The 20,700-nt window shown below is 72.7% G+C and carries 15 protein-coding genes and 3 pseudogenes; 11 read left to right on the top strand and 7 right to left on the bottom strand.

What is annotated here, in order from left to right; translation table 11 throughout:
• Nucleotides 1-51: 51 nt before the first annotated feature.
• The 5 genes from JXZ78_RS10240 to paaA all read right to left on the bottom strand — a co-directional run bounded on the left by JXZ78_RS10240 (nt 52) and on the right by paaA (nt 3,932).
• Entirely contained in the window at nt 52-1,197 is a 1,146-nt protein-coding gene (locus tag JXZ78_RS10240; RefSeq protein WP_030017807.1) for a 2Fe-2S iron-sulfur cluster-binding protein, read from the bottom strand.
• Complete coding sequence (paaD, locus tag JXZ78_RS10235; protein ID WP_030017806.1) at nt 1,197-1,691, bottom strand: 1,2-phenylacetyl-CoA epoxidase subunit PaaD; 495 nt, start codon at nt 1,689-1,691, stop codon at nt 1,197-1,199. Before paaD ends, JXZ78_RS10240 begins: the two co-directional genes overlap by 1 nt.
• Entirely contained in the window at nt 1,685-2,482 is a 798-nt protein-coding gene (paaC, locus tag JXZ78_RS10230; RefSeq protein ID WP_078623962.1) for a 1,2-phenylacetyl-CoA epoxidase subunit PaaC, read from the bottom strand. Before paaC ends, paaD begins: the two co-directional genes overlap by 7 nt.
• Nucleotides 2,479-2,745 carry a 1,2-phenylacetyl-CoA epoxidase subunit PaaB gene (gene paaB / locus JXZ78_RS41245; RefSeq protein ID WP_030017804.1) on the bottom strand — a complete coding sequence of 89 codons (267 nt, stop codon included), beginning with the start codon at nt 2,743-2,745 and terminating at the stop codon, nt 2,479-2,481. The genes paaC and paaB overlap by 4 nt, the downstream gene beginning before the upstream one ends.
• 227 nt (nt 2,746-2,972) lie before the next feature.
• A complete protein-coding gene (paaA, locus tag JXZ78_RS10220) occupies nt 2,973-3,932 on the bottom strand; it encodes a 1,2-phenylacetyl-CoA epoxidase subunit PaaA (protein WP_030017802.1) in 960 nt (319 codons plus the stop codon).
• Nucleotides 3,933-4,099: 167 nt separating this feature from the next.
• Between paaA and JXZ78_RS10215 the strand changes: the two genes are divergently transcribed.
• The 3 genes and pseudogenes from JXZ78_RS10215 to JXZ78_RS10205 all read left to right on the top strand — a co-directional run bounded on the left by JXZ78_RS10215 (nt 4,100) and on the right by JXZ78_RS10205 (nt 6,970).
• Nucleotides 4,100-4,768 carry a DUF5819 family protein gene (locus JXZ78_RS10215; protein WP_030017801.1) on the top strand — a complete coding sequence of 223 codons (669 nt, stop codon included), beginning with the start codon at nt 4,100-4,102 and terminating at the stop codon, nt 4,766-4,768.
• Between the two features lie 98 nt (nt 4,769-4,866).
• Nucleotides 4,867-6,083 (top strand): annotated as a pseudogene (locus tag JXZ78_RS10210) (HTTM domain-containing protein).
• A 56-nt stretch (nt 6,084-6,139) separates the two neighbouring features.
• Nucleotides 6,140-6,970 carry a TrmH family RNA methyltransferase gene (locus JXZ78_RS10205; RefSeq protein WP_030017800.1) on the top strand — a complete coding sequence of 277 codons (831 nt, stop codon included), beginning with the start codon at nt 6,140-6,142 and terminating at the stop codon, nt 6,968-6,970.
• 39 nt (nt 6,971-7,009) lie between these two features.
• Here JXZ78_RS10205 and paaN read toward each other — a convergent pair whose 3' ends face one another.
• Nucleotides 7,010-8,716, bottom strand: a complete 1,707-nt coding sequence (paaN, locus tag JXZ78_RS10200; protein WP_030017799.1) for a phenylacetic acid degradation protein PaaN — start codon at nt 8,714-8,716, stop codon at nt 7,010-7,012.
• 219 nt (nt 8,717-8,935) lie between these two features.
• Between paaN and JXZ78_RS10195 the strand changes: the two genes are divergently transcribed.
• Complete coding sequence (locus JXZ78_RS10195) at nt 8,936-10,456, top strand: 3-hydroxyacyl-CoA dehydrogenase (RefSeq protein ID WP_030017798.1); 1,521 nt, start codon at nt 8,936-8,938, stop codon at nt 10,454-10,456.
• A 2-nt stretch (nt 10,457-10,458) separates the two neighbouring features.
• The gene (locus JXZ78_RS10190) at nt 10,459-11,046 is read left to right on the top strand and encodes a TetR/AcrR family transcriptional regulator (RefSeq protein ID WP_030017796.1); all 588 of its coding nucleotides are present in this window, start codon (nt 10,459-10,461) and stop codon (nt 11,044-11,046) included.
• Nucleotides 11,047-11,218: 172 nt separating this feature from the next.
• Here JXZ78_RS10190 and JXZ78_RS10185 read toward each other — a convergent pair whose 3' ends face one another.
• Nucleotides 11,219-11,710, bottom strand: coding sequence for an Lrp/AsnC family transcriptional regulator (locus tag JXZ78_RS10185; protein WP_030017795.1), 492 nt, complete (start codon nt 11,708-11,710; stop codon nt 11,219-11,221).
• Between the two features lie 227 nt (nt 11,711-11,937).
• Between JXZ78_RS10185 and pdhA the strand changes: the two genes are divergently transcribed.
• The 6 genes and pseudogenes from pdhA (at nt 11,938) to JXZ78_RS10155 (ending at nt 20,666) form a co-directional block, all read left to right on the top strand.
• Nucleotides 11,938-13,149 (top strand): pyruvate dehydrogenase (acetyl-transferring) E1 component subunit alpha, encoded by a 1,212-nt coding sequence (gene pdhA / locus JXZ78_RS10180; RefSeq protein WP_030017794.1) that lies wholly within the window; start codon nt 11,938-11,940, stop codon nt 13,147-13,149.
• Entirely contained in the window at nt 13,146-14,180 is a 1,035-nt protein-coding gene (locus tag JXZ78_RS10175) for an alpha-ketoacid dehydrogenase subunit beta (protein ID WP_030017793.1), read from the top strand. The genes pdhA and JXZ78_RS10175 overlap by 4 nt, the downstream gene beginning before the upstream one ends.
• Nucleotides 14,180-15,802 (top strand): dihydrolipoamide acetyltransferase family protein, encoded by a 1,623-nt coding sequence (locus JXZ78_RS10170; protein ID WP_030017792.1) that lies wholly within the window; start codon nt 14,180-14,182, stop codon nt 15,800-15,802. The genes JXZ78_RS10175 and JXZ78_RS10170 overlap by 1 nt, the downstream gene beginning before the upstream one ends.
• Before the next feature lie 165 nt (nt 15,803-15,967).
• Nucleotides 15,968-16,807 (top strand): annotated as a pseudogene (locus tag JXZ78_RS10165) (NTP transferase domain-containing protein); the annotation flags it as partial.
• A gap of 851 nt (nt 16,808-17,658) precedes the next feature.
• A pseudogene (locus tag JXZ78_RS10160) lies at nt 17,659-19,248 on the top strand (molybdopterin molybdotransferase MoeA); the annotation flags it as partial.
• Between the two features lie 272 nt (nt 19,249-19,520).
• Complete coding sequence (locus JXZ78_RS10155) at nt 19,521-20,666, top strand: potassium channel family protein (RefSeq protein ID WP_030017788.1); 1,146 nt, start codon at nt 19,521-19,523, stop codon at nt 20,664-20,666.
• The last annotated feature ends 34 nt before the right edge of the window (nt 20,667-20,700 follow it).

Here is a 20,700-nt window from a genome sequence, read left to right as displayed (position 1 = left end):
CTGCCTGACGGGTCGTCAAGTTAGAACAGGTTGCAGTATTTGTGAATGGGGTCAGCGGTCGAAGTCCAGCTCGACCTCCTCCGTCACGGGATGCGACTGGCAGGCGAGGACGTATCCCGACGCGACTTCCTCGTCCTCCAAGGCGTAATTGCGGTCCATACGGACCTCACCCGTCACCAGGAACGCGCGACAGGTGCCGCAGACGCCTCCCTTGCAGGCGTACGGGGCGTCCGCGCGGTTGCGCAGCACGGTCTCCAGCAGCGGTTCACCGTCCAGGACCGGCCAGCTGCCCGCCCGGCCGTCCAGGGTCGCGGTCACGGTGCTGTGCGCGGGGGTACGAAGGGACGCGGGGCTGCCGGGGAGGGAGGCGGGGCCTCCGACAACCGCGGGGCTCGCGAAGGCGGGGTCGGTAACTGCGGGGTCCGTGGAAGCGGCGTCCGCGAAGGCGGCCTCCCCGGGCGCGGGCTCGGATATGTGGAAGATCTCTTCGTGGATGCGGTTCCGGGGGACCTGGAGGGCGCGCAGCGCGCGTTCCGCGGCCTGGACGAGGCCGTACGGGCCGCACAAATACCAGCCGTCGACGGATGCCACGGGCAGCAGGGCGGGCAGCAGCGCGCGGAGCCGTTCCTCGTCCAGCCGGCCGGAGGGCAGGCCCGACTGCTGGTCCTCGCGGGAGAGGACGGAGACGAGCTGGAAGCGTTCCGGAAAGCGGTCCTTGAGGTCGGCGACCTCCTCCAGGAACATCGTCGATGCTGCCGTACGGTCGCTGCGGACCAGGCAGAAACGGGCGTCCGGCCGGCGGGCCAGCAGCGTCGCGACGATGGACAGCACCGGTGTGATGCCGCTGCCGCCGACGATGCCGACGAAGTGCCCGGGGCGGGGCTCCAGTACGAAGCGACCGGCCGGTGCCATGACGTCGACCGTGTCACCGACGGCCAGTTCCTTGAGGGCGTAGGTGGAGAACTCGCCGTCCTCGACCAGCCGTATCCCCACCCGCAGCGTGGGATCGTCCGTCGCCGGGGTGCAGATCGAGTACGTACGGCGGATCTCCCGGCCGTCCACCGTGCGGCGCAGCGCGATGTGCTGGCCCGGGACGTGCCGGAAGGTGGTGCGCAGCTCGGGCGGCACCTGGAAGGTGACGGCGACGGCGTCGTCCGTGAGCCGTTCGATCTCCGCGACCCGGAGCGGGTGGAACATCACAACTCCTTGAAGTGGTCGAACGGTTCGCGGCAGCTCTCGCAGCGGCGCAGTGCCTTGCAGGCGGTGGAGGAGAACCGGCTGAGCAGCGTCGTCTCGGTCGATCCGCAGTGCGGGCAGCGGATGGCCAGCGCCAGCGGTACGGGGCCGCCGGCCGGGCCGGTGGGGCGCGGCGGGGCTATGCCGAACTCGGTCAGCTTCCGGCGGCCCTCGGCCGTGATCGCGTCGGTCGTCCACGGCGGGTCGAGGACCGTGCGCACCTCGACCTGGGGGATGCCGTTGTCGTGGAGGACGCGTTCGATGTCGGCGGACATGGTCTCGACGGCGGGGCAGCCCGTGTACGTCGGGGTGAGTTCGACCTCCACCTGCCCGGGGCCCGTGAGCCGCAGGCCGCGGAGTACGCCCAGTTCGGCCAGGGTGATGACCGGCATCTCCGGGTCGGGTACGGAGCCGGCCAGGTCGCGCAGCCGTTCTTCGAGCGCGGTGGTCACCATGTCGCCCCCGGGTGGCTCCGGTGCAGGTGCTGCATCTCGGCGAGCATCCGGCCGAAGGATTCGGTGTGCAGCCCCTGGCGCCCGGCCCCCGCGGTCCAGGCGCCACGGCTCGGGCCCTGGGGGACGGTGAGGGTGGCGCGCGTCAGGACGGACTCGACGCGGGTGGTCCAGGCGTCGTGCAGGGCGGACAGGTCGACGTCCAGCCCCGGTACGGGCTCGAAGAGCTCGCCGGTGAAGCGCCACAGGGCGGTCAGGCCGCGTTGTATCCGCTCGTGGCTCTCCTCGGTGCCGTCGCCCAGGCGCAGGGTCCACTGCTCGGCGTGGTCACGGTGATAGGCGACCTCCTTGACCGCCTTCGCTGCCAGCGGAGCCAGGGGGCCGCTCTCGGAGGCCAGTTGGCCGTACAGCAGCTCCTGGTAGGTGGAGAAGTACAGCTGGCGGGCGATGGTGTGGGCGAAGTCGCCGTTGGGCTGCTCGACGAGCTGGCAGTTGCGGAAGGCCCGTTCCTCGCGGAGGTAGGCCAGTTCGTCCTCGTCGCCGGCGAGGGAGAGCAGGACGCGGGCCTGGCCGAGCAGGTCCAGCGCGATGTTCGCGAGGGCCATCTCTTCCTCCAGGACGGGGGCGTGCCCGGCCCACTCCCCCAGCCGATGGGACAGGACGAGGGCGTCGTCACCGAGGGCCAGGGCCGGGGCAGCGGCGGCGACGTCCCGGGCGAGGGAGCCCGCGGGGGCGGGAGCCGCGGCGGCGCTGTCGGCGGCGGCCGGTGCCTGGGCGGTCGGTACGGGCTTCACAGGTGCTGCACCCCGTCCGGGATCTCGTAGAAGGTCGGGTGGCGGTAGGGCTTGTCGGCGGCCGGTTCGAAGAAGGAGTCCTTCTCGTCCGGGGAGGAGGCGGAGATCGCGGCGGACGGGACCACCCAGATCGAGATGCCTTCCGAGCGGCGGGTGTAGAGATCGCGGGCGTTACGCAGAGCCATCTCGGCGTCCGGAGCGTGCAGGCTGCCCGCGTGGGTGTGGGACAGGCCGCGCCGGCTACGGACGAAGACCTCCCACAGCGGCCAGTCGGTGGGCTTCGCGCCGGGCGCGGCCGATGCGGCCGATGCGCTGCCCCGGTGAGCGGTGGGCGCGCTGCCGGGTGCTGGGGCCGGTGTGGCCGGTCCCGCTGACGCGGTCCCGCCTCCGGTTCCGGCTCCGGTCCGGCTCTCCGGCCCGGCCGGGACCTTGGTGCCGCCCTTGGCCGTCCGGTTCTCCGGGTGCTCGCTGTTTTCCCTACCGGGCGTGGTCATCGGGTCCCCTCCCCGTGCTTGGCCGCGTACGCCGCCGCGGCGTCGCGCACCCAGGCGCCTTCTTCGTGGGCGCGGCGCCGTTGGGTCATCCGCTGGTCGTTGCAGGGGCCGTTGCCCTTGAGCACCTCGCGGAACTCGTCCCAGTCGATGGGGCCGAAGTCCCAGTGACCACGCTGTTCGTTCCACGTCAGGTCGGGGTCCGGGAGGGTGAGGCCGAGTGATTCGGCCTGCGGGACGCAGATGTCCACGAAGCGCTGGCGCAGTTCGTCGTTGGAGTGCCGCTTGATCTTCCAGGCCATGGACTGGGCCGAGTGCGCCGATTCGTCGTCGGGCGGGCCGAACATCATCAGCGACGGCCACCACCAGCGGTCCACGGCGTCCTGCGCCATGGCGTGCTGGGCCTCGGTGCCGCGGCTCAGGGCCAGCAGAAGTTCGTACCCCTGGCGCTGGTGGAAGGACTCCTCCTTGCAGACGCGGACCATGGCGCGGGCGTACGGGCCGTACGAACAGCGGCACAGCGGGACCTGGTTCGTGATCGCGGCGCCGTCCACCAGCCAGCCGATGGCGCCGACGTCGGCCCAGGTCAGGGTGGGGTAGTTGAAGATGGACGAGTACTTCTGGCGGCCGGAGTGCAGCTTGTCGAGCAGCTCGTCGCGGCCGGCTCCGAGGGTTTCGGCGGCGCTGTAGAGATACAGGCCGTGGCCCGCCTCGTCCTGCACCTTCGCCATCAGGATCGCCTTGCGGCGCAACGACGGGGCCCGGGTGATCCAGTTCGCCTCCGGCTGCATCCCGATGATCTCGGAGTGCGCGTGCTGCGCTATCTGGCGCACCAGCGATGAGCGGTAGGCGTCCGGCATCCAGTCACGCGGCTCGATCCGTTCGTCCGCGGCCACCGCCGCGTCGAAGCCTGCCTCCAAGGCCGCGAGGGACTCCTCGCCCGGCGCGATCGTCGTCATGTGATCCCCCTGCCTCCCGACCGACCGATCGTTCGGTTCAATGGTGTGGCCGCGCGTGCGGGGTGTCAAGCCTGTGGATAACTCAGGGGAGGGTGTGCCGGGTGGGGCCGCCTAGGTACGGTTCCGGAGCGGTGAAAAGCCGCTCGGAATCTGGGAACGGGGCAGGAATGCAGCATTACGGGGACGAATCGCGGCCACCAGCCGCGCTCTCGCTACCGTCACGCGTCGTGGTGAGCGTCGTGGCGGGCGCCGTGACGCTGGCCGTCGTGATCCACCTGGCGATGATGTTCCTGCACGTGGCGCCGCCCAACACGCTGAGCAAACAGCACAGCGAAGTGATCAATGACTACGTCTTCCCGGAGTACGAGCAGAACTGGAAGCTGTTCGCCCCCAACCCGCTCCAGCAGAACATCGCGGTGCAGGTACGGGCCCAGGTGCGCACCGAAGGCGACGACCGGCTGACCACCGGCTGGACCGATCTGACCGCCGTCGACGGCCGGGCCCTGCTGCACAACCCCGTACCGAGCCACACCCAGCAGAACGAACTCCGCCGCGCCTGGGAGTACTACCTCAACACCCACGACGCACAGAACCGCACCTCCGGTGCGCGGGGCGAACTGGCCGAGCAGTACGTACGGCGGATCGTGATGCAGCGCATGAGCCCCCAGTGGGCGGCGCGCGGCAAGGTCGAGCAGATACAGGTCCGCTCGATGACGACGGCCGTCAGCCCGCCGTCGTGGAGCACGGAGAAGATCAGCGAAAAGCCCAGGTACCGCGAGCTGCCCTGGTGGCCGGTCACCACGGACGACCTGCCCGAAGGAGCGAGGATCCAGTGACAGCGCACAGGTCGCCTTCGCACGGGGCACGGGACGCGGCGGGCACGGACGCCCCGGCGGCCATCCCCGCTCAGAGCCGTACGGACGAAGCGGACCCCCTGGCCAAGGCCGACACCGCCTGGCCGGTCGTCACCCCACCCCCGGGCTCACCCCCGGAGCCACCCCCCGGCTCGCCCCCGGAGCCGCCCCCCGGCCCGGCCTCCGCGCCCCCCGCCCGCGCCGACGAGACGCGCATCGAGCGCGCCTTCGGGCGGGCCTTCAGGCGCGTCACCGGCAGCGCCTTCGCCCCGTACCAGTCCGCCGTCATCCGCATCGGATTCGCGGCCACCTGGCTCTTCTTCCTGCTGCGGGAGTGGCCGAACCGGCATGAGCTCTACGGGCCCCACGGCCCCTGGAGCGGCGACATGGCGCGCCGGCTCCTCGACGGCAACGAGGCCTTCTCGATCCTGACGTGGACCGACAGCCGGGGCTGGTTCGAGCTCGTCTACGGGCTCGCCGTCGTCGCCAGCGCCCTGCTGCTGGTCGGCTGGCGGACCCGCACCATGTCGGTGCTGTTCATGGTGGGTGTGCTCTCACTGCAGAACCGCAGCATCTTCGTCGGGGACGGCGGCGACAACGTCCTGCACCTGATGGCGATATACCTGGTGCTCACCCGGTGCGGGCAGGTGTGGTCGCTGGACGCGCGCCGCGCCGCGAAGCACGTGCGGCCGTCCGACGGGCCTCAGGGCCGCGACATCACCGGCGTCGTCCTGTGGGCGGGCCTCGGGCTGTCTGGGTGCTGTGGCTCTCCCACGGGGCCTGGTGGGCCGCGCGGCGGTACGCGCCCGGAGAGCCGCGCCTCGTCCTCGACATGATCACCAAGCTGATCCACAACGGCGCTCTGCTGGTGATCGTCGTCGAGGTCTGCCTGATCTACGCCACGGCCGGCTGGTACAAGATCCAGGGGACGCGCTGGCAGGACGGCACCGCGGTGTACTACCCGATGCACCTGGACTACTTCTCGCCCTGGCCGGAGCTGTCCCGGGTGCTCGCCGACAACGGCCTGATGGTCATGCTGATCACGTACGGCACGGTGATCGTGCAGGTCGCCTTCCCCTTCACCCTCTTCAACCGCCGTCTGAAGAACGTGCTGCTGGTCGCGATGATCTGCGAGCACCTGTCGATCGCGTTCCTGCTCGGCCTGCCGTTCTTCTCGCTCGCGATGATCACGGCGGACGCGGTGTTCCTGCCGACGGTCTTCCTGGTGTGGCTGGGTGCCCGGGCCACCTCCGTACGCGACCGGGTGCTCCCACGCCGTACTGCGGTACGCGAGTGACGCCGTGGACGGGAGCGGCGGATGTCTGTCCGGCGGACAGTTGAGATAGTGGGGAAATGATCGAGAACGGGACCTCGGACGATCCGGTACGGCGCTGGCGCGCGAGCGCCGGCGACCCGTCCTCGGTCCTCCTGGACGGCTTCCACGCGCTGAAGCACGCCCTGCGCTTCGGCGGGGACGTACGGCACGTCCTGACCAGTGACAAGCCCGCCCTGCTGGCGCTCGCCGGGGAACTCGCGGACGACCTGACCGCCGACCTCGAAGAGCTGGCGGAGCAGGTGCCGGTGGCGGCACTGCGCACGCTCCTGCCGAAGGTGCACCCCACGGGCGTCGCGGCCCTCGCCGTACGCCCCGACGCCGCGGCGAACCTGGCCCGGCTCCGCGAGGCCCCGCGACCCGCTCCCGTCGTCCTCCTGGAGAACCCGCGCAACCTGGGCAACATCGGTGCCGTCGTCCGCCTGGCGGCCGGTTTCGGCGCGACCGGCGTGGTCACCACCGGCTCGCTCGACCCCTGGCACCCCAACGCCGTACGGGGCAGCGCCGGTCTGCACTTCGCCGGCGCGGTGGAGCGCCTGACGCTGCCGGAACTGCCGCCAGGACCGGTCTATGCCCTCGACCCCGAGGGCGCGGACATCCGTTCCGTGACGTTCCCCGACGACGCGATTCTCGCCTTCGGGTCCGAGCGGCAAGGCATCTCGGACGAGCTGCGGGAGCGGGCATCGGCGCTGGTCGCGGTGCCGATGCAGGCGCGGGTGTCCAGCTTCAACCTGGCCACGAGCGTGGCCATGGGGCTCTTCCACTGGATGTCCCGCGGCACGGCGGACCCGGCCGCCCCGGCCGGGATGACCGGAGCGGCCGCAGGGCCGGCGCTCTTCCAGCTCCCCTGAGCTTCGACTGCCCTGAGCCCCGACCGGCTCTCCCGGGCTCTAGCTCTCCTGGGCCGGCCTGCGCACCTCCACCGTCCGGAAGCGGTCGGCCACGAACGCGCCGTCGCACAGTGCCGCGTTGGCCGCCGGGTTGCCGCCCGAGCCGTGGAAGTCGGAGAAGGCGGCGGTCTGGTTGACGTACACCCCGCCGGTCAGGTTGAGGGACAGCTGCGCGCACTCCTCCAGGCACGCCTCCTCCACCAGCTTCTCCACCTCCCCTGAGGTGGTGTACGCGCCGACCGTCATCGCACCCTTGACGCGGGTGGTGTGCCGCAGCAGGTCCACCGCGTCCGCGGCGGAGTCGACGGCCACCGCGAAGGAGACCGGGCCGAAGCACTCCGAGAGGTAGGCGGCGTCGGCGCCCGCGCCCTCCCAGAGCTTGCGTGCGCCGTCCATCTTGACCATCACCGGCGTACGGACCGTGGCGTCGGGGAAGTCGGGGTTGGCCACCTCGCGGGAGGGCAGGGCCACCTCGCCCAGCCCGGAGGCCGCCTCGATCCGCTCCTTGACCTGCGGATTGACGATCGCGCCCAGCAGGGCGTTGGCCCGCGCGTCGTCGCCCAGCAGCTTGTCGACGGCGGTCGCGAGGTCGCCGACCACGTCGTCGTACGACTTGGGGCCGGCGTCCGTGGTGATGCCGTCGCGGGGGATGAGGAGGTTCTGCGGGGTGGTGCACATCTGGCCGCTGTACAGGGACAGGGAGAAGGCGAGGTTGCCGAGCATGCCCTTGTAGTCGTCCGTGGAATCGATGACGACCGTGTTGACGCCGGCCTTCTCCGTGTAGACGCGCGCCTGAGGCGCGTTGGCCTCCAGCCAGTCGCCGAACTCGGTGGAGCCCGTGTAGTCGATGATGCGGACCTCGGGGCGCACCGCGAGGGTCTTGGCCAGGCCCTCGCCGGGCCGGTCGACGGCCAGTGCGACCAGGTCGGGGGAGAACCCTGCCTCGGCCAGCACCTCGCGCGCCACCCGGACGGTGAGCGCGAGCGGCAGCACGGCCCGCGGGTGCGGCTTGACCAGGACCGCGTTGCCGGTGGCCAGGGAGGCGAACAGGCCCGGGTAGCCGTTCCATGTCGGGAAGGTGTTGCAGCCGATCAGGAGGGCGACGCCGCGGGGGACGGCCTTGAAGGACTTGGACAGCTCCAGCGGGTCGCGCTTGCCCTGCGGCTTGGACCAGGCGGCCTGCTCCGGGGTGCGGACCTGCTCCGCGTAGGCGTACGCGACGGCCTCCATGCCGCGGTCCTGTGCGTGCGGCCCGCCCGCCTGGAACGCCATCATGAACGCCTGACCGCTGGTGTGCATCACGGCCTGCGTGAACTCATGGGTGCGCGCGCTGATCCGCGACAGGATCTCCAGACAGACCAGGGCCCTGGTCTGCGGACCGGCATCGCGCCATACGGGCACCGCCGCGCGCATCGCGGGCAGCAGCACGTCCGGGTCCGGGTGCGGGTAGCTGATGTTCAACCCGATGCCGTACGGGGAGACTTCCTCGCCCGTCCAGTCGTCCGTGCCGGGCTGGTCCAGCTCGAAGCGCTTGCCGCGCAGGGCGTCGAAGGCGGCCTGGCCGTCCGCCGCCGCGTTCTCCCCGTAGGCCTTGGGGTGCTCGGGGTGCGGGGACCAGTACGCGCGGGTACGGATCGCCTCCAGCGCCTGGTCGAGCGTCGGGCGGTGCTTTTCGAGCAGCTGCGCTGCGGTCAGTTCGGCGGCCATCGAAGACCAACTCCTCGTCGGGCGGGCTGGGCCTGCCGTCTCAGGGCGCCCGCCGCGTGGCGCGGACGCCACGCCGAGGAAGCGACGCCTCCGCGAGGACAGGTCCGAGGACAGGGCTGGGCACCATTTCGGCGACGGGGCTAGAGTAACCGAACGATCGGTCGGGGCAAGAGGGTCCGGCGAACCTGTGGACAACTCCGTCGGGGAGGATCAGCTGTCATGACAGCCATCGAAGCGGACCGCACCGTCGCGGTCGTCGGCACGGGCACCATGGGGCAGGGAATCGCGCAGGTCGCGCTGGTCGCGGGCCACCCGGTGCGGCTCTACGACGCGTTGCCGGGCCGGGCAGCGGAAGCCGCCGAGGCGATCGGGCGCCGCCTGGACCGGCTGGTGGAGAAGGGCAAGATGGCGTCCGCGGAGCGTGCGGCGGCCCGCGCGCGCCTCACCCCTGCCACCGCGCTCCCCCAACTCGCCGACGCCGCCCTCGTCGTCGAGGCGATCGTGGAGGAACTGGGCGCGAAGCAGGCACTGTTCGCCGCCCTGGAGGACGTGGTCGGCGAGGACTGCCTGCTGGCCACGAACACCTCGTCCCTGTCCGTCACCGCCGTCGCGGGCGCGCTCCGCCTGCCCGGGCGCTTCGTGGGCCTGCACTTCTTCAACCCGGCGCCGCTCCTGCCCCTGGTCGAGGTCGTCAGCGGCTTCACGACGGACACCTCGGCGGCCACCATCGCGTACGAGACCGCCGCGGCCTGGGGCAAGACCCCCGTACGCAGCGCCGACACCCCCGGCTTCATCGTCAACCGCATCGCCCGCCCCTTCTACGCGGAGGCCCTGCGCGTCTACGAGGAGCGGGCCGCCGACCCGGCCACCGTCGACGCCGTGCTGCGCGGGTCCGGCGGCTTCCGGATGGGGCCGTTCGAGCTGATGGACCTCATCGGACAGGATGTGAACGAAGCCGTCACCCGATCGGTGTGGGAGGGATTCTTCCGCGACCCGAAGTTCACGCCCGCGCTGGCGCAGCGGCGCCTGGTGGAGGCCGGTCTGCTGGGCCGCAAGACGGGGCGGGGCTGGTACGACTACGCCGACGGCGCCCCCGGGCCGCGGCCGCACACCGCGGAACCGTGCCCCGCGCCGGCGGCCGTGACGGTGCACACGCACCTCTCCGGGCCGGCCGCCGTGCTCCAGGAGCTGATCGACGAGGCCGGCATCAAGGTCACCCGGGACGGCGCTCCAGGGGAGCACGAGGGCTGCATCCGGTTGCCGGGCGGCGCCCGCCTGGCGCTGACCGACGGCCACCCCGCCACCGGGGACGCGTCCGGCCCGACGATCCGTTTCGACCTGGCGCTGGACTACCGGGCCGCGACCCGCATCGCCCTCGCGCCCGGTGCGGAGACGTCCGAGCAGGACGTACGGGAGGCGGTCGGCCTCTTCCAGGCGCTCGGCAAGGAGGTGAGCGTCGTCGACGACGTACCGGGCCTGATCGTCGCCCGTACCGTCGCGATGATCGTGGACTTCGCCGCGGACGCCGAGGCGCGCGGCGTCGCGAGCCGTGAGGACATCGACACGGCCATGCGGCTCGGCGTGAACTACCCCGGCGGGCCCTCGGAATGGGCCGCGCGCGTCGGCCGGCGCTGGGTGTGCGACCTGCTGGAGGCACTGCGCCGGCAGTACGCCGACGGCCGTTACGGGGCGTCCAGGGCCCTGCGCCGCAGTTTGCAGCTGAACGGCCGGATGCTCTAATCATGACCATGGCCAAGCGCGACACCTACACGCCCGATTCGCTGCTGTCGGTCGCCGTCGAGGTGTTCAACGAGCGCGGGTACGACGGCACCTCCATGGAGCACCTCTCCCGGGCGGCCGGTATCTCCAAGTCCTCGATCTACCACCACGTGCGCAGCAAGGAAGAACTGCTGCACCGCGCCATAAGCCGGGCGCTGGACGGGCTCTTCGGGGTCCTCCAGGAGCCCGGGGCGTGTACGGGGCGGGCCATCGAGCGGCTGGAGTACGTGGCCAGGCGTGAGGCGGAAGTGCTGATGGAGGAGCTGCCGTACGTGACGCTGCTGCTGCGGGTGCGCGGCAACACCGACACGGAGCGCTGGGCAATGGAGCGCCGGCGGGAGTTCGACGGCGAGGTCACCGAGCTGCTCAAGCAGGCCGCCGCCGACGGTGACCTGCGCGCGGACGTGGACGTCCGGCTGGCGACCCGGCTGCTCTTCGGCATGATCAACTCGATCGTGGAGTGGTACCGACCGGGCCGGGGCGGCTCGGCGAACAGCGACGAGGTCGCCGAGGCCGTGGTGCGGACGGCGTTCGCGGGGCTGCGGACCTGAGGCGGGGCCGGAGCTGGGGCAGGGCCCCGGGCCGGAGGCGGGCCCCCGGGCCCAGGCTGGTCCCAGGCCTGAGGCGGGCTGCGGGCCTGATGCGGGCTGCGGGTCCGAGGCGGGACCCCGGACCCAAGGCGGCTCCCGAGCCGGTCGCGACGCCCCTGAACGGCTCGCCCGCCTAGTTCTGCTCGGCCCCCAGATCGGTCTCCTCGAAGACGAGCAGGGTACGGGTGCTGAGCACCTCCGGGATCGACTGGATACGGGTGAGGACCAGTTCCCGCAGCTCCTGGTTGTCCTTGGTGTGCACTAACAGCAGAACATCGAAATCGCCGCTGACCAGGGCGATGTGTGCGGCTCCCGGAAGCTCGGTGAGCTGGGCGCGGACCGTGCGCCAGGAGTTCTGCACGATCTTCAGCGTGACGTAGGCGGAGGCACCCTGCCCGGCCCGTTCCTGGTCGATGCGCGCGCTGAAGCCGCGGATCACACCGTCGTCGATCAGCCGGTTGATGCGCGCGTAGGCATTGGCCCGCGAGACGTGTACACGCTCGGCGACGGAGCGTATCGAGGCGCGTCCGTCGGTCTGCAGCATGTGCAGGATCGCGCGGTCGATGGTGTCCAAGGGGCGGGCGGGCCGCTGCCCGCCGCCGTTGACCATCTGTTCGTCCGGCATAGCGCCTCGCCTCCCCTGGATGGACGCCCTGTCCTCATCTCAGGCTGTGGAGAACCGATTGTCCACAGGCTGAGCCCGCCTGTAGCCAAAATGTGCCGACGACCGAACAATCGGTAGGTGCGGGCCACTCGCCCGTCCCCGCCGTTCTTCTACCCGCCCGTCGTCCCTCACCGATCCCGGCCAGGCGCTCCGCGCCACTCTTTCCGAAGTCCAAGGAGGTGCTCGTCATGACGGTTCTTGAGCAGCGCGGCAGCAGGAGGAGCGGGAGCTACTGGCCCGCACCGCCGCCCGCGTGGCGTCCCCGCGTGGACCCCGCGCCCCTCCTGCCCGACGCGGAGCCGTACCGGCTGCTGGGCACGGACGCCGCCGGCCGGATCGATGCGGCACTGCTGTCGGACCTGTACGAGCAGCTGGTGCGCGGCCGCCGGTACAACGCCCAGGCCACGGCCCTGACGCGGCAGGGCAGGCTCGCGGTCTACCCGTCCTCCACCGGCCAGGAGGCGTGCCAGGTCGCCGCCGCGCGGGTGCTGAAGGAGCAGGACTGGCTCTTCCCCAGCTACCGCGACACCCTCGCCGCCGTGGCCCGCGGCCTCGACCCCGTACAGGCCCTCACCCTTCTGAGGGGCGACTGGCACACGGGGTACGACCCGCACGAGCACCGCATCGCCCCGTTGTGCACCCCGCTCGCCACCCAGCTCCCGCACGCGGTGGGCCTCGCGCACGCCGCGCGCCTGAAGGGGGACGACGTGGTGGCGCTCGCCCTGGTGGGCGACGGCGGCACCAGCGAGGGCGACTTCCACGAGGCGCTGAACTTCGCCGCCGTGTGGCAGGCCCCGGTGGTCTTCCTCGTCCAGAACAACGGGTTCGCGATCTCCGTACCGCTCGCCAAGCAGTCCGCCGCGCCGTCCCTCGCCCACAAGGCCGTCGGGTACGGGATGCCGGGCCGCCTGGTGGACGGCAACGACGCGCCCGCGCTGCACGAGGTGCTCGGAGAGGCGGTGGAGCGGGCGCGCCGGGGCGGGGGACCGACGCTCGTGGAGGCGCTCACGTACCGCATCGAGGCGCACACCAACGCCGACGATGCCACCCGCTACCGCACCGAGGCCGAGGTCGAGGAGTGGCGCGAGCACGACCCGATAGCCCTGGTGGAACGGGAACTGACCGAGCGCGGCCTGCTCACCGACGACTTCGTGCAGCGCACCCGGGACGGCGCCGAGGAACTGGCCGCCGCTCTCCGGGACCACATGAACCAGGATCCGGCCCTGGAGCCGATGGACCTGTTTGCGCATGTCTATGCCGAGCAGACCGCCCAGTTGCGCGAGCAGGCGGCGCAGCTGCGGGCCGAGCTGGAGGCCGAGGCGTCGGACGCCGAAGGGGCCACCGAAGGAGACATCGCCGGCGGGTCGGCGCGCGGCGCGGCTGGGGAGGAGCGGCCATGACGGCGACAGCGGCGGAGGCCGGACGCAAGCCCGCCAGCATGGCGCAGGCGCTGAACCGCGCGCTGCGCGACGCGATGGCCGACGATCCGACGGTCCATGTGATGGGCGAGGACGTGGCGGAGCTGGGCGGAGTCTTCCGGATCACCGACGGCCTGGCCAAGGAGTTCGGCGAGGAGCGCTGCGGCGACACCCCGCTCGCCGAGGCGGGCATCCTCGGTACGGCGGTCGGCATGGCCATGTACGGGCTGCGGCCGGTCGTGGAGATGCAGTTCGACGCCTTCGCCTATCCCGGGTTCGAGCAGCTGATCAGCCATGTCGCCCGGATGCGCAACCGCACCCGGGGCGCCATGCCGCTGCCGCTGACCATCCGCGTCCCGTACGGCGGCGGGATCGGCGGCGTGGAGCACCACAGCGACTCCTCCGAGGCGTACTACCTCGCCACCCCCGGGCTCCAGGTCGTCACACCGGCGACGGTCGCCGACGCGTACGGGCTGCTGCGGGCGGCCATCGCCTCCGACGACCCGGTGGTCTTCCTCGAACCGAAGCGGCTGTACTGGTCGCGCGCCGACTGGTCCCCCGACGCCCCGGAGCCGGTGGCCGAACTGGGCCGCGCGGAGATCCGGCGTCCTGGACGCAGCGCCACGCTGATCACATACGGGCCGTCGCTGCCGGTCTGCCTGGAGGCGGCGGAGGCCGCCACCGCTGAGGGCTGGGACCTGGAGGTCCTCGACCTGCGCTCGCTGGTGCCCTTCGACGACGAGACGGTCTGCGCCTCGGTACGGCGTACGGGCCGCGCGGTCGTCGTGCACGAGTCCAGCGGCTTCGGCGGCCCCGGCGGGGAGATAGCCGCGCGCGTCACGGAGCGCTGTTTCCACCACCTTGAGGCGCCGGTGCTGCGGGTCGCGGGCTTCGACATCCCGTATCCGCCGCCCATGCTGGAGCGCCACCACCTGCCGGGTGTCGACCGGATCCTGGACACCGTCAGCCGGCTCCAGTGGGAGTCGGACTGGACCGAGGGGAGCGGTGACTGATGGCCGTGGTGCGTGAGTTCACGTTGCCCGACCTCGGAGAAGGCCTGACCGAGGCGACGGTGGTGCGATGGCTGGTCGAGGTCGGCGAGGTCGTCGCCGTCGACCAGCCGGTGGTCGAGGTGGAGACCGCGAAGGCACTGGTGGACGTGCCGTGCCCGTACGGGGGCGTGGTCACCGCGCGGTTCGGGGACGAGGGGGCGGAACTGCCGGTCGGGTCGCCGTTGCTGACGGTGGCGGTCGGGTCGCAGGCAGCGGCAGCGGCAGGACAGGGGGCGGGAGCGGGCCGGGGGGCCGGGGAGGGTGATGCGGGTGGAGTGGAGAAGGCGGGTGTGGCTGGCGAGGCTGGTGGCGCTGTAGAGGGCGCTGGTGGTGCGGGCGCAGGGGCGGGTGCAGACGCAGGGGCCGGTGCGGGTGCGGGTGCGGGTGTGGCCGAAGGGTCGGGGAATGTGCTGGTCGGGTACGGCACGAGTGCCGCGGCGGCGCGTCGGCGGCGGGTCCGTCCGCCCAGGACGGGTGCTGGGGCGGCCGGCGGAGCGGGTGGCGGAACGGGCGGGGTTTCGGGGGCGGGGCGCAGTGAGGCTTCGGAACCGGACGATGTGCGGCGGGGTGGTGCGGCGACCGGTCCGGTGCCGGTGATTTCGCCGCTCGTCCGACGGCTGGCGCGGGAGCACGGGCTGGACCTGCGGGAGATACGCGGGACGGGGCCGGAGGGCCTGATCCTGCGTACGGATGTGGAGCTGGTGGTACGGGCGCGGGCGGCCGGGGCCGGGAACCGAGCGGAGGCTGGGGTCGTTCACGGGGCAGCCGGGGCCGTGACCGAGGCTGGAACCGGAACCGGAACCGGAGTCGGAGTCGGAGCCGGAGTCGGAGCCCGGGGCGGGGTCGGGGCCGGTGCGGCGGGTGGCGCGGTGGTGTCCGCGGGGCTGCCCCTGGAGGCCGAGCGCATACCGCTGCGAGGGATGCGGGGCGCCGCGGCGGAGAAGTTCCGGCGCAGCCGCCAGGAGATCCCCGACGCGACCTGCTGGGTGGACGCCGACGCCACGGAACTGCTCGCCGCACGGCGGGACATGAACGCGGCCGGTGGAGCGAAGGTGTCGCTGCTCGCGCTGCTGGCCCGTGTCTGTACGGCGGCGCTCGCGCGGTATCCGCAGCTCAACGCCACCGTCGACCTGGAGGCCAACGAGATCGTACGGCTGCCTGCCGTACACCTGGGCTTCGCGGCGCAGACCGAGCGCGGACTGGTGGTGCCGGTCGTACGGGACGCGCACCGCCGTTCGGCCGAGGGGCTGACCGCCGAGATGGCCCGGCTGACCGAAGCGGCCCGGAGCGGTGCGCTCGGACTCGCCGACCTGACCCACGGCACCTTCACCCTCAACAACTACGGCGTCTTCGGCGTCGACGGCTCCACGCCGATCATCAATCACCCCGAGGCGGCGATGCTGGGTGTGGGCCGAATAACGGCGAAGCCGTGGGTGCACGCGGGGGAGTTGGCCGTACGCCAGGTCGTGCAGCTGTCGCTCACCTTCGACCACCGGGTGTGTGACGGAGGTACGGCCGGAGGGTTCCTGCGGTTCGTCGCGGACTGTGTGGAGCGGCCTGCGGTGTTGTTGCGCACGTTGTGAGCGGGCCCGGTCGGTGATCGGGACGCTCCCGGCGATACTCAAGGGGTGACCGACCACCAGACCGCGCACGGCCAGGGCCCGCACGAGCAGGACCCGCACGATCAGGATCCGGGCGGCCGGCGTCCGGACGAACAGAGTCCGGGCGACCAGCGTCCGTACGACGTCATCGTGCCTGCCGGGGGTGCTGCCCGGCGGCTCGGCGGGGTGGACAAGCCCGCGGTGTCCGTCGGGGGGCGGCCGTTGCTGGACCGGGTGCTCGACGCCTGTGCCGACGCGGCGACCGCCGTCGTCGTCGGACCCGCGAGGCGCACCGCGCGGCCGGTCGTGCACGCCCGTGAGGAGCCGCCCGGCGGTGGGCCGCTGGCCGCGCTCGGCGCCGGGCTGCAGCACAGTACGGCGCCGGTCGTCCTCGTGCTCTCCGCCGACCTGCCGTTCCTGACCGGTGCGACCGTACGGGCCCTGCTGGCAGCTGCCGCGGAGGACGGGGCGGACGGTGCGCTGCTCCGGGACGCGGAAGGCCGGGACCAGCCGCTGGTCGCCGCATACCGGGCGGAGCCGCTGCGCCGTGCGCTGGGCGACGTACGGGCCGAGCGCGGCGCGCTCGCCGGGCTGCCGTTGCGGGCGCTGACGGAGCGGTTGGCGCTGCGCCGGGTGCCGGATCCGACGGCCGCGGCGTCGTTCGACTGCGACACCTGGGAGGACATCGGAGCGGCACGCGCCCGCATCAGGGAGCATGGAACCGTGTTGGACGAATGGATCACCGCAGCCAAGGCCGAACTGGGCATTGAACTCGATGTCGACACGGCGGCCCTTCTCGACCTCGCGCGCGACGCCGCGCACGGCGTGGCCAGGCCGGCGGCGCCACTGACGACGTTCCTGGTCGGTTACGCCGCCGGTCAGCAGGGCCGGGACGTGTCGTACCTGGCGGAGAAGGCGGCCGCGCTGGCCAACCGCTGGGCCGCCGAGGCCGCTGAGGACCCCGGAGCCGCTGAGAACACCGAGGCCGCCGGGAGCACTGGGGTCGCCGGGAGCACTGGGGCCGCGGAGAAGATCGAGGCAGCTGAGAACGCCGGGGCCGCTGAGGGCACCGGGAAGGCCGGGGGCGCTGGGAGCACCGGGCCCGCCGGGAAGACCGGTGCGACGCCGGAGGCGGCATCCGGGGACGAGCCGGAAGCGAAGCCGGCGGAATGACGGACGGGGAGTTCGACGACGCGCTGGCGCTGGCCAACGGCGGCCCGGTCGAGATGCCGCGCCACGACGCGCACCGGCCGTCCGGCCACGACGCCGACGCTCAGAGTGTGCCGGGCCGGTACGACGACGGGCGGCGCGAAGGAAGCCGGTACGACGACGGGAGGCGTGAGCGGAACCGGCCCGACGACGGGCGCGCGGGACGCCGCGGTGCCGGTGGCGGTACCGGTGCCGGCCGGGCGGCGGAGCCCGGTGACGGGTACGAGTACGGGAACGCGAGCACTTACGGGAACGGGCCCGGGTACGGGGGCGGGCACGGGAACGAGGCCGGTTACGGGAACGGTTGCGGACACGGGGGCGGGCCCGCTTCCGGCGCTGCCGTGGCCGCCTCCGGTGGAGACCGTTACGCGCCGGTCTTCGACGACGGTTACGCGTGGATCTTCGAGGAGCGGGAGCCGACGCGGGACACCGGCAGGGGCGGAAGAGCGCCGACGGCCGGTACGGGCCTGGACGACGACACGCGCCGGGGCCCCTACACGCCGTGGGATGCCGCCCCGCCCGCAGGAGCGCACGAGCCGCCGCGCGCCCCCGACGGTGCGCCCGATCCGTCGTCCGCGCCCGCGCCCCGTACCTCGCCCCCGACGCGCCCCACCCCGCCTGCGACGACCATGCCGACCACCCGGGCGGCCGGCTCCAGCGCCTCAGACGGCACCGGCGACCCCGACCTCCCCAGCGCCCCCGAACGCCCCGGCGTTTTCGAAGGCCCGAGAACTCCCCGGATTCCCAGCACCCCCCGGGCCCCCGGCACACCCAGTACTCCCACCGACCCCAGTACTCCCACTGACCCCAGCACCCCCAGCACCCCCACCTCCCCTGACCACCACGGCCGCCGCACCCGGCACGACCACCCCGCGTCGACCTCGTGGCGTACGGCCCGCAGGATCGCCGCCCGTGCGCCGTACGGTCCGTTGCCCCCGGTCGTCTGCCCGCTGGGCAGTGCGGCGCTCGGCCGTACCCTCGCCGAGCCGCTGGTCGCGCTCACCGATCTGCCGTCCTTCGACACCTCCGCGATGGACGGCTGGGCGGTGGCCGGGCCCGGCCCCTGGCACCTCGCCGCCCGTACCCGCCCGGACGAGCGCGAGCACGGCATCCTGGCCGGTCACGAGCCGTCCGAGGGCGTGGCCGACGGTGACGCGGTGCTGATCGCCACGGGCGCGCGCATCCCGCCCGGCGCCACGGCCGTACTGCGCAGCGAACACGGCGAGGTACGCGTCCGGTCCACCGGGGGCGCGCAGCTGTACGCGCCCGCCCCCGTGCCGCACGGTCAGGACATCCGGCCGCGTGGCCAGGAGTGCCGCCGTGGCGACCAACTGCTGCCCGCCGGAGCCCTGGTGACCCCGGCCGTACTGGGTCTGGCCGCCGCCGCGGGCTACGACGCGCTGACCGCGTACGCCCGGCCGCGTGTCGAAGTTCTGGTGCTCGGCGACGAGTTGCTGAGTTCCGGGCTGCCCGCCGAGGGGCTGATCCGGGACGCGCTCGGCCCGATGATCACTCCCTGGCTGCGCGCGCTGGGCGCGGAGGCCGGGCCGCCTCGCCATCTCGGGGACGACGCCGAGGTGTTGTACGACGCCCTCGCGTCCTCGGAAGCCGATCTGGTGATCACCACCGGGGGCACGGCGTCCGGGCCGGTCGACCATGTGCATCCCACGCTGCGCAGGCTGGGGGCGGAGGTCCTGGTGGACGGCGTGACGGTACGCCCCGGGCACCCCATGCTCCTCGCCCGCATCCCGGACCACCCCCACCACCCGAGCCGACAAGGCCACCCGGACCACCTGGGCCGACCGAATCACCCGGACCACCCGGACCACCCGGGCAACCCGGACCACCCGGGCCACCCGACTCCCGGCCGTCTCCTCGTAGGGCTGCCCGGCAACCCCCTTGCTGCCGTGTCGGGCCTGCTCACCCTGGCGGAACCGGTACTGCGTACGCTCGCCGCCCGCCGTCGGCTGCCCTCCTACCGGGCGCCGCTGACCGCCGACGTGCCCGGCCACCCGCACGACACGCGGCTGGTTCCGGTCGCCTTCCGGGACGGCGCGGCCGACGAGGGGGACGGTGACGGTGGCGCGGTCGTACCGCTGCGTTTCAGCGGGCCGGCCATGCTGCGCGGCATCGCGGCGGCCGACGCGATGGCGGTCGTACCGCCCGGTGGCGCGGTACGCGGTGACGAGGTCGAACTCCTCGACCTGCCCTGGACCGCCGACGGAACGGCGGACGCGGTGACGGGATGGACGCCCGAGCCCCCCGCCCCGTACGACGCATCCGCCCCATCCGCCCCATCCGCTCCGCCCACCGAACCCGGCCCCACGCCGTCCGGCCCCACCGAACCCGGCCCCACGCCGTCCAGCTCCACCGACCCCGGCCCCACCGGCCCCACCAGCCCGACCGATCCCACCAGCCCGACCGGACCCACCGATCCGACCGGCTCCACCGACCCGACCGGCCCCACCGACCCGACCGGCGGAGGCGCCGCGTGAAACTCCCCACCCATGACGCCGCCGCGCGCGAGGTTCCCGAGGAGTCCAGCCACCGCGTCGTGCTGCCCCGCCGCACCCCGGTGGCGCCGCTGCGCCAGGTGGCGCGCCGGCTGCTGATGGCCCTGCTCGTGCTCGTCGCGACGGTGGCCATCGTCTGGATCGACCGCGACGAGTACCACGACAACGCCAACGGCTCCGTCGACTTCCTCGACTGCGTCTACTACGCCACCGTCACGCTCTCCACCACCGGTTACGGCGACATCGTCCCGTACGGAGACGGCGCGCGGCTGCTGAACATCCTGCTCATCACGCCCCTCCGGGTCCTCTTCCTGATCATCCTGGTCGGCACCACGCTCGAAGTCCTCACCGAGCGCACCCGCGAGCAGTGGCAACTGAACCGCTGGAGAAACGCCTTGCGCGACCACACCGTCATCGTCGGATTCGGCACCAAGGGCCGGTCCGCGGCCCAGACCCTGCGCGCGACGGGCCTGACCCGCGACCGCATCGTCATCGTCGACCCGAGCCCCAAGGTCATCGACTCGGCGGTGGCCGAGGGCTTCGCGGGCGTGGTCGGCGACGCGACGCGCAGCGACGTCCTCGTCCGGGCCGAGATCCAGCGGGCCCGGCAGGTCGTCATCGCCACCCAGCGCGACGACACGGCCGTCCTCGTCTCGCTCACCGCCCGCCAGCTCAACAAGAAGGCCAACATCGTCGCGGCCGTACGGGAGGAGGAGAACGCGCCGCTGCTCCGCCAGTCCGGCGCCGACATGGTCATCACCTCGGCCAGCGCCGCCGGCCGCCTGCTGGGCCTGTCGGTGCACAGTCCCAGCGCCGGTACGGTCCTGGAGGACCTGATCCAGCAGGGCAGCGGGCTGGACCTGATCGAGCGCCCGGTGGTGAAGGCCGAGGTCGGCAAGTCGGTACGGGAGACCGACGACCTGATCGTCTCCGTGCTGCGCGGGCACCGGCTGCTGGGGTACGACGATCCGGCGGCCAGCCCGTTGCAGGCCGCCGACCGGGTGATCACCATCGTCCGGGCCGCGTCGGCCGAACAGCAGGACGGCCCGACCAAGCCCGGCGTGAAGCCGATGATTCCCGGTACGGGGGTGTCCTCGATGGCACCCGTGCGCCGCGACGACTAGAGCGTTCCGGCAGGTGGCGGAGTAGCCTCGCGGC

The organism is Streptomyces monomycini (assembly GCF_022271435.1).
Lineage (GTDB): Bacteria > Actinomycetota > Actinomycetes > Streptomycetales > Streptomycetaceae > Streptomyces > Streptomyces monomycini.
Note: the sequence above shows the minus strand (reverse complement) of the source record. Positions and strands in the feature narration are given on the sequence as shown.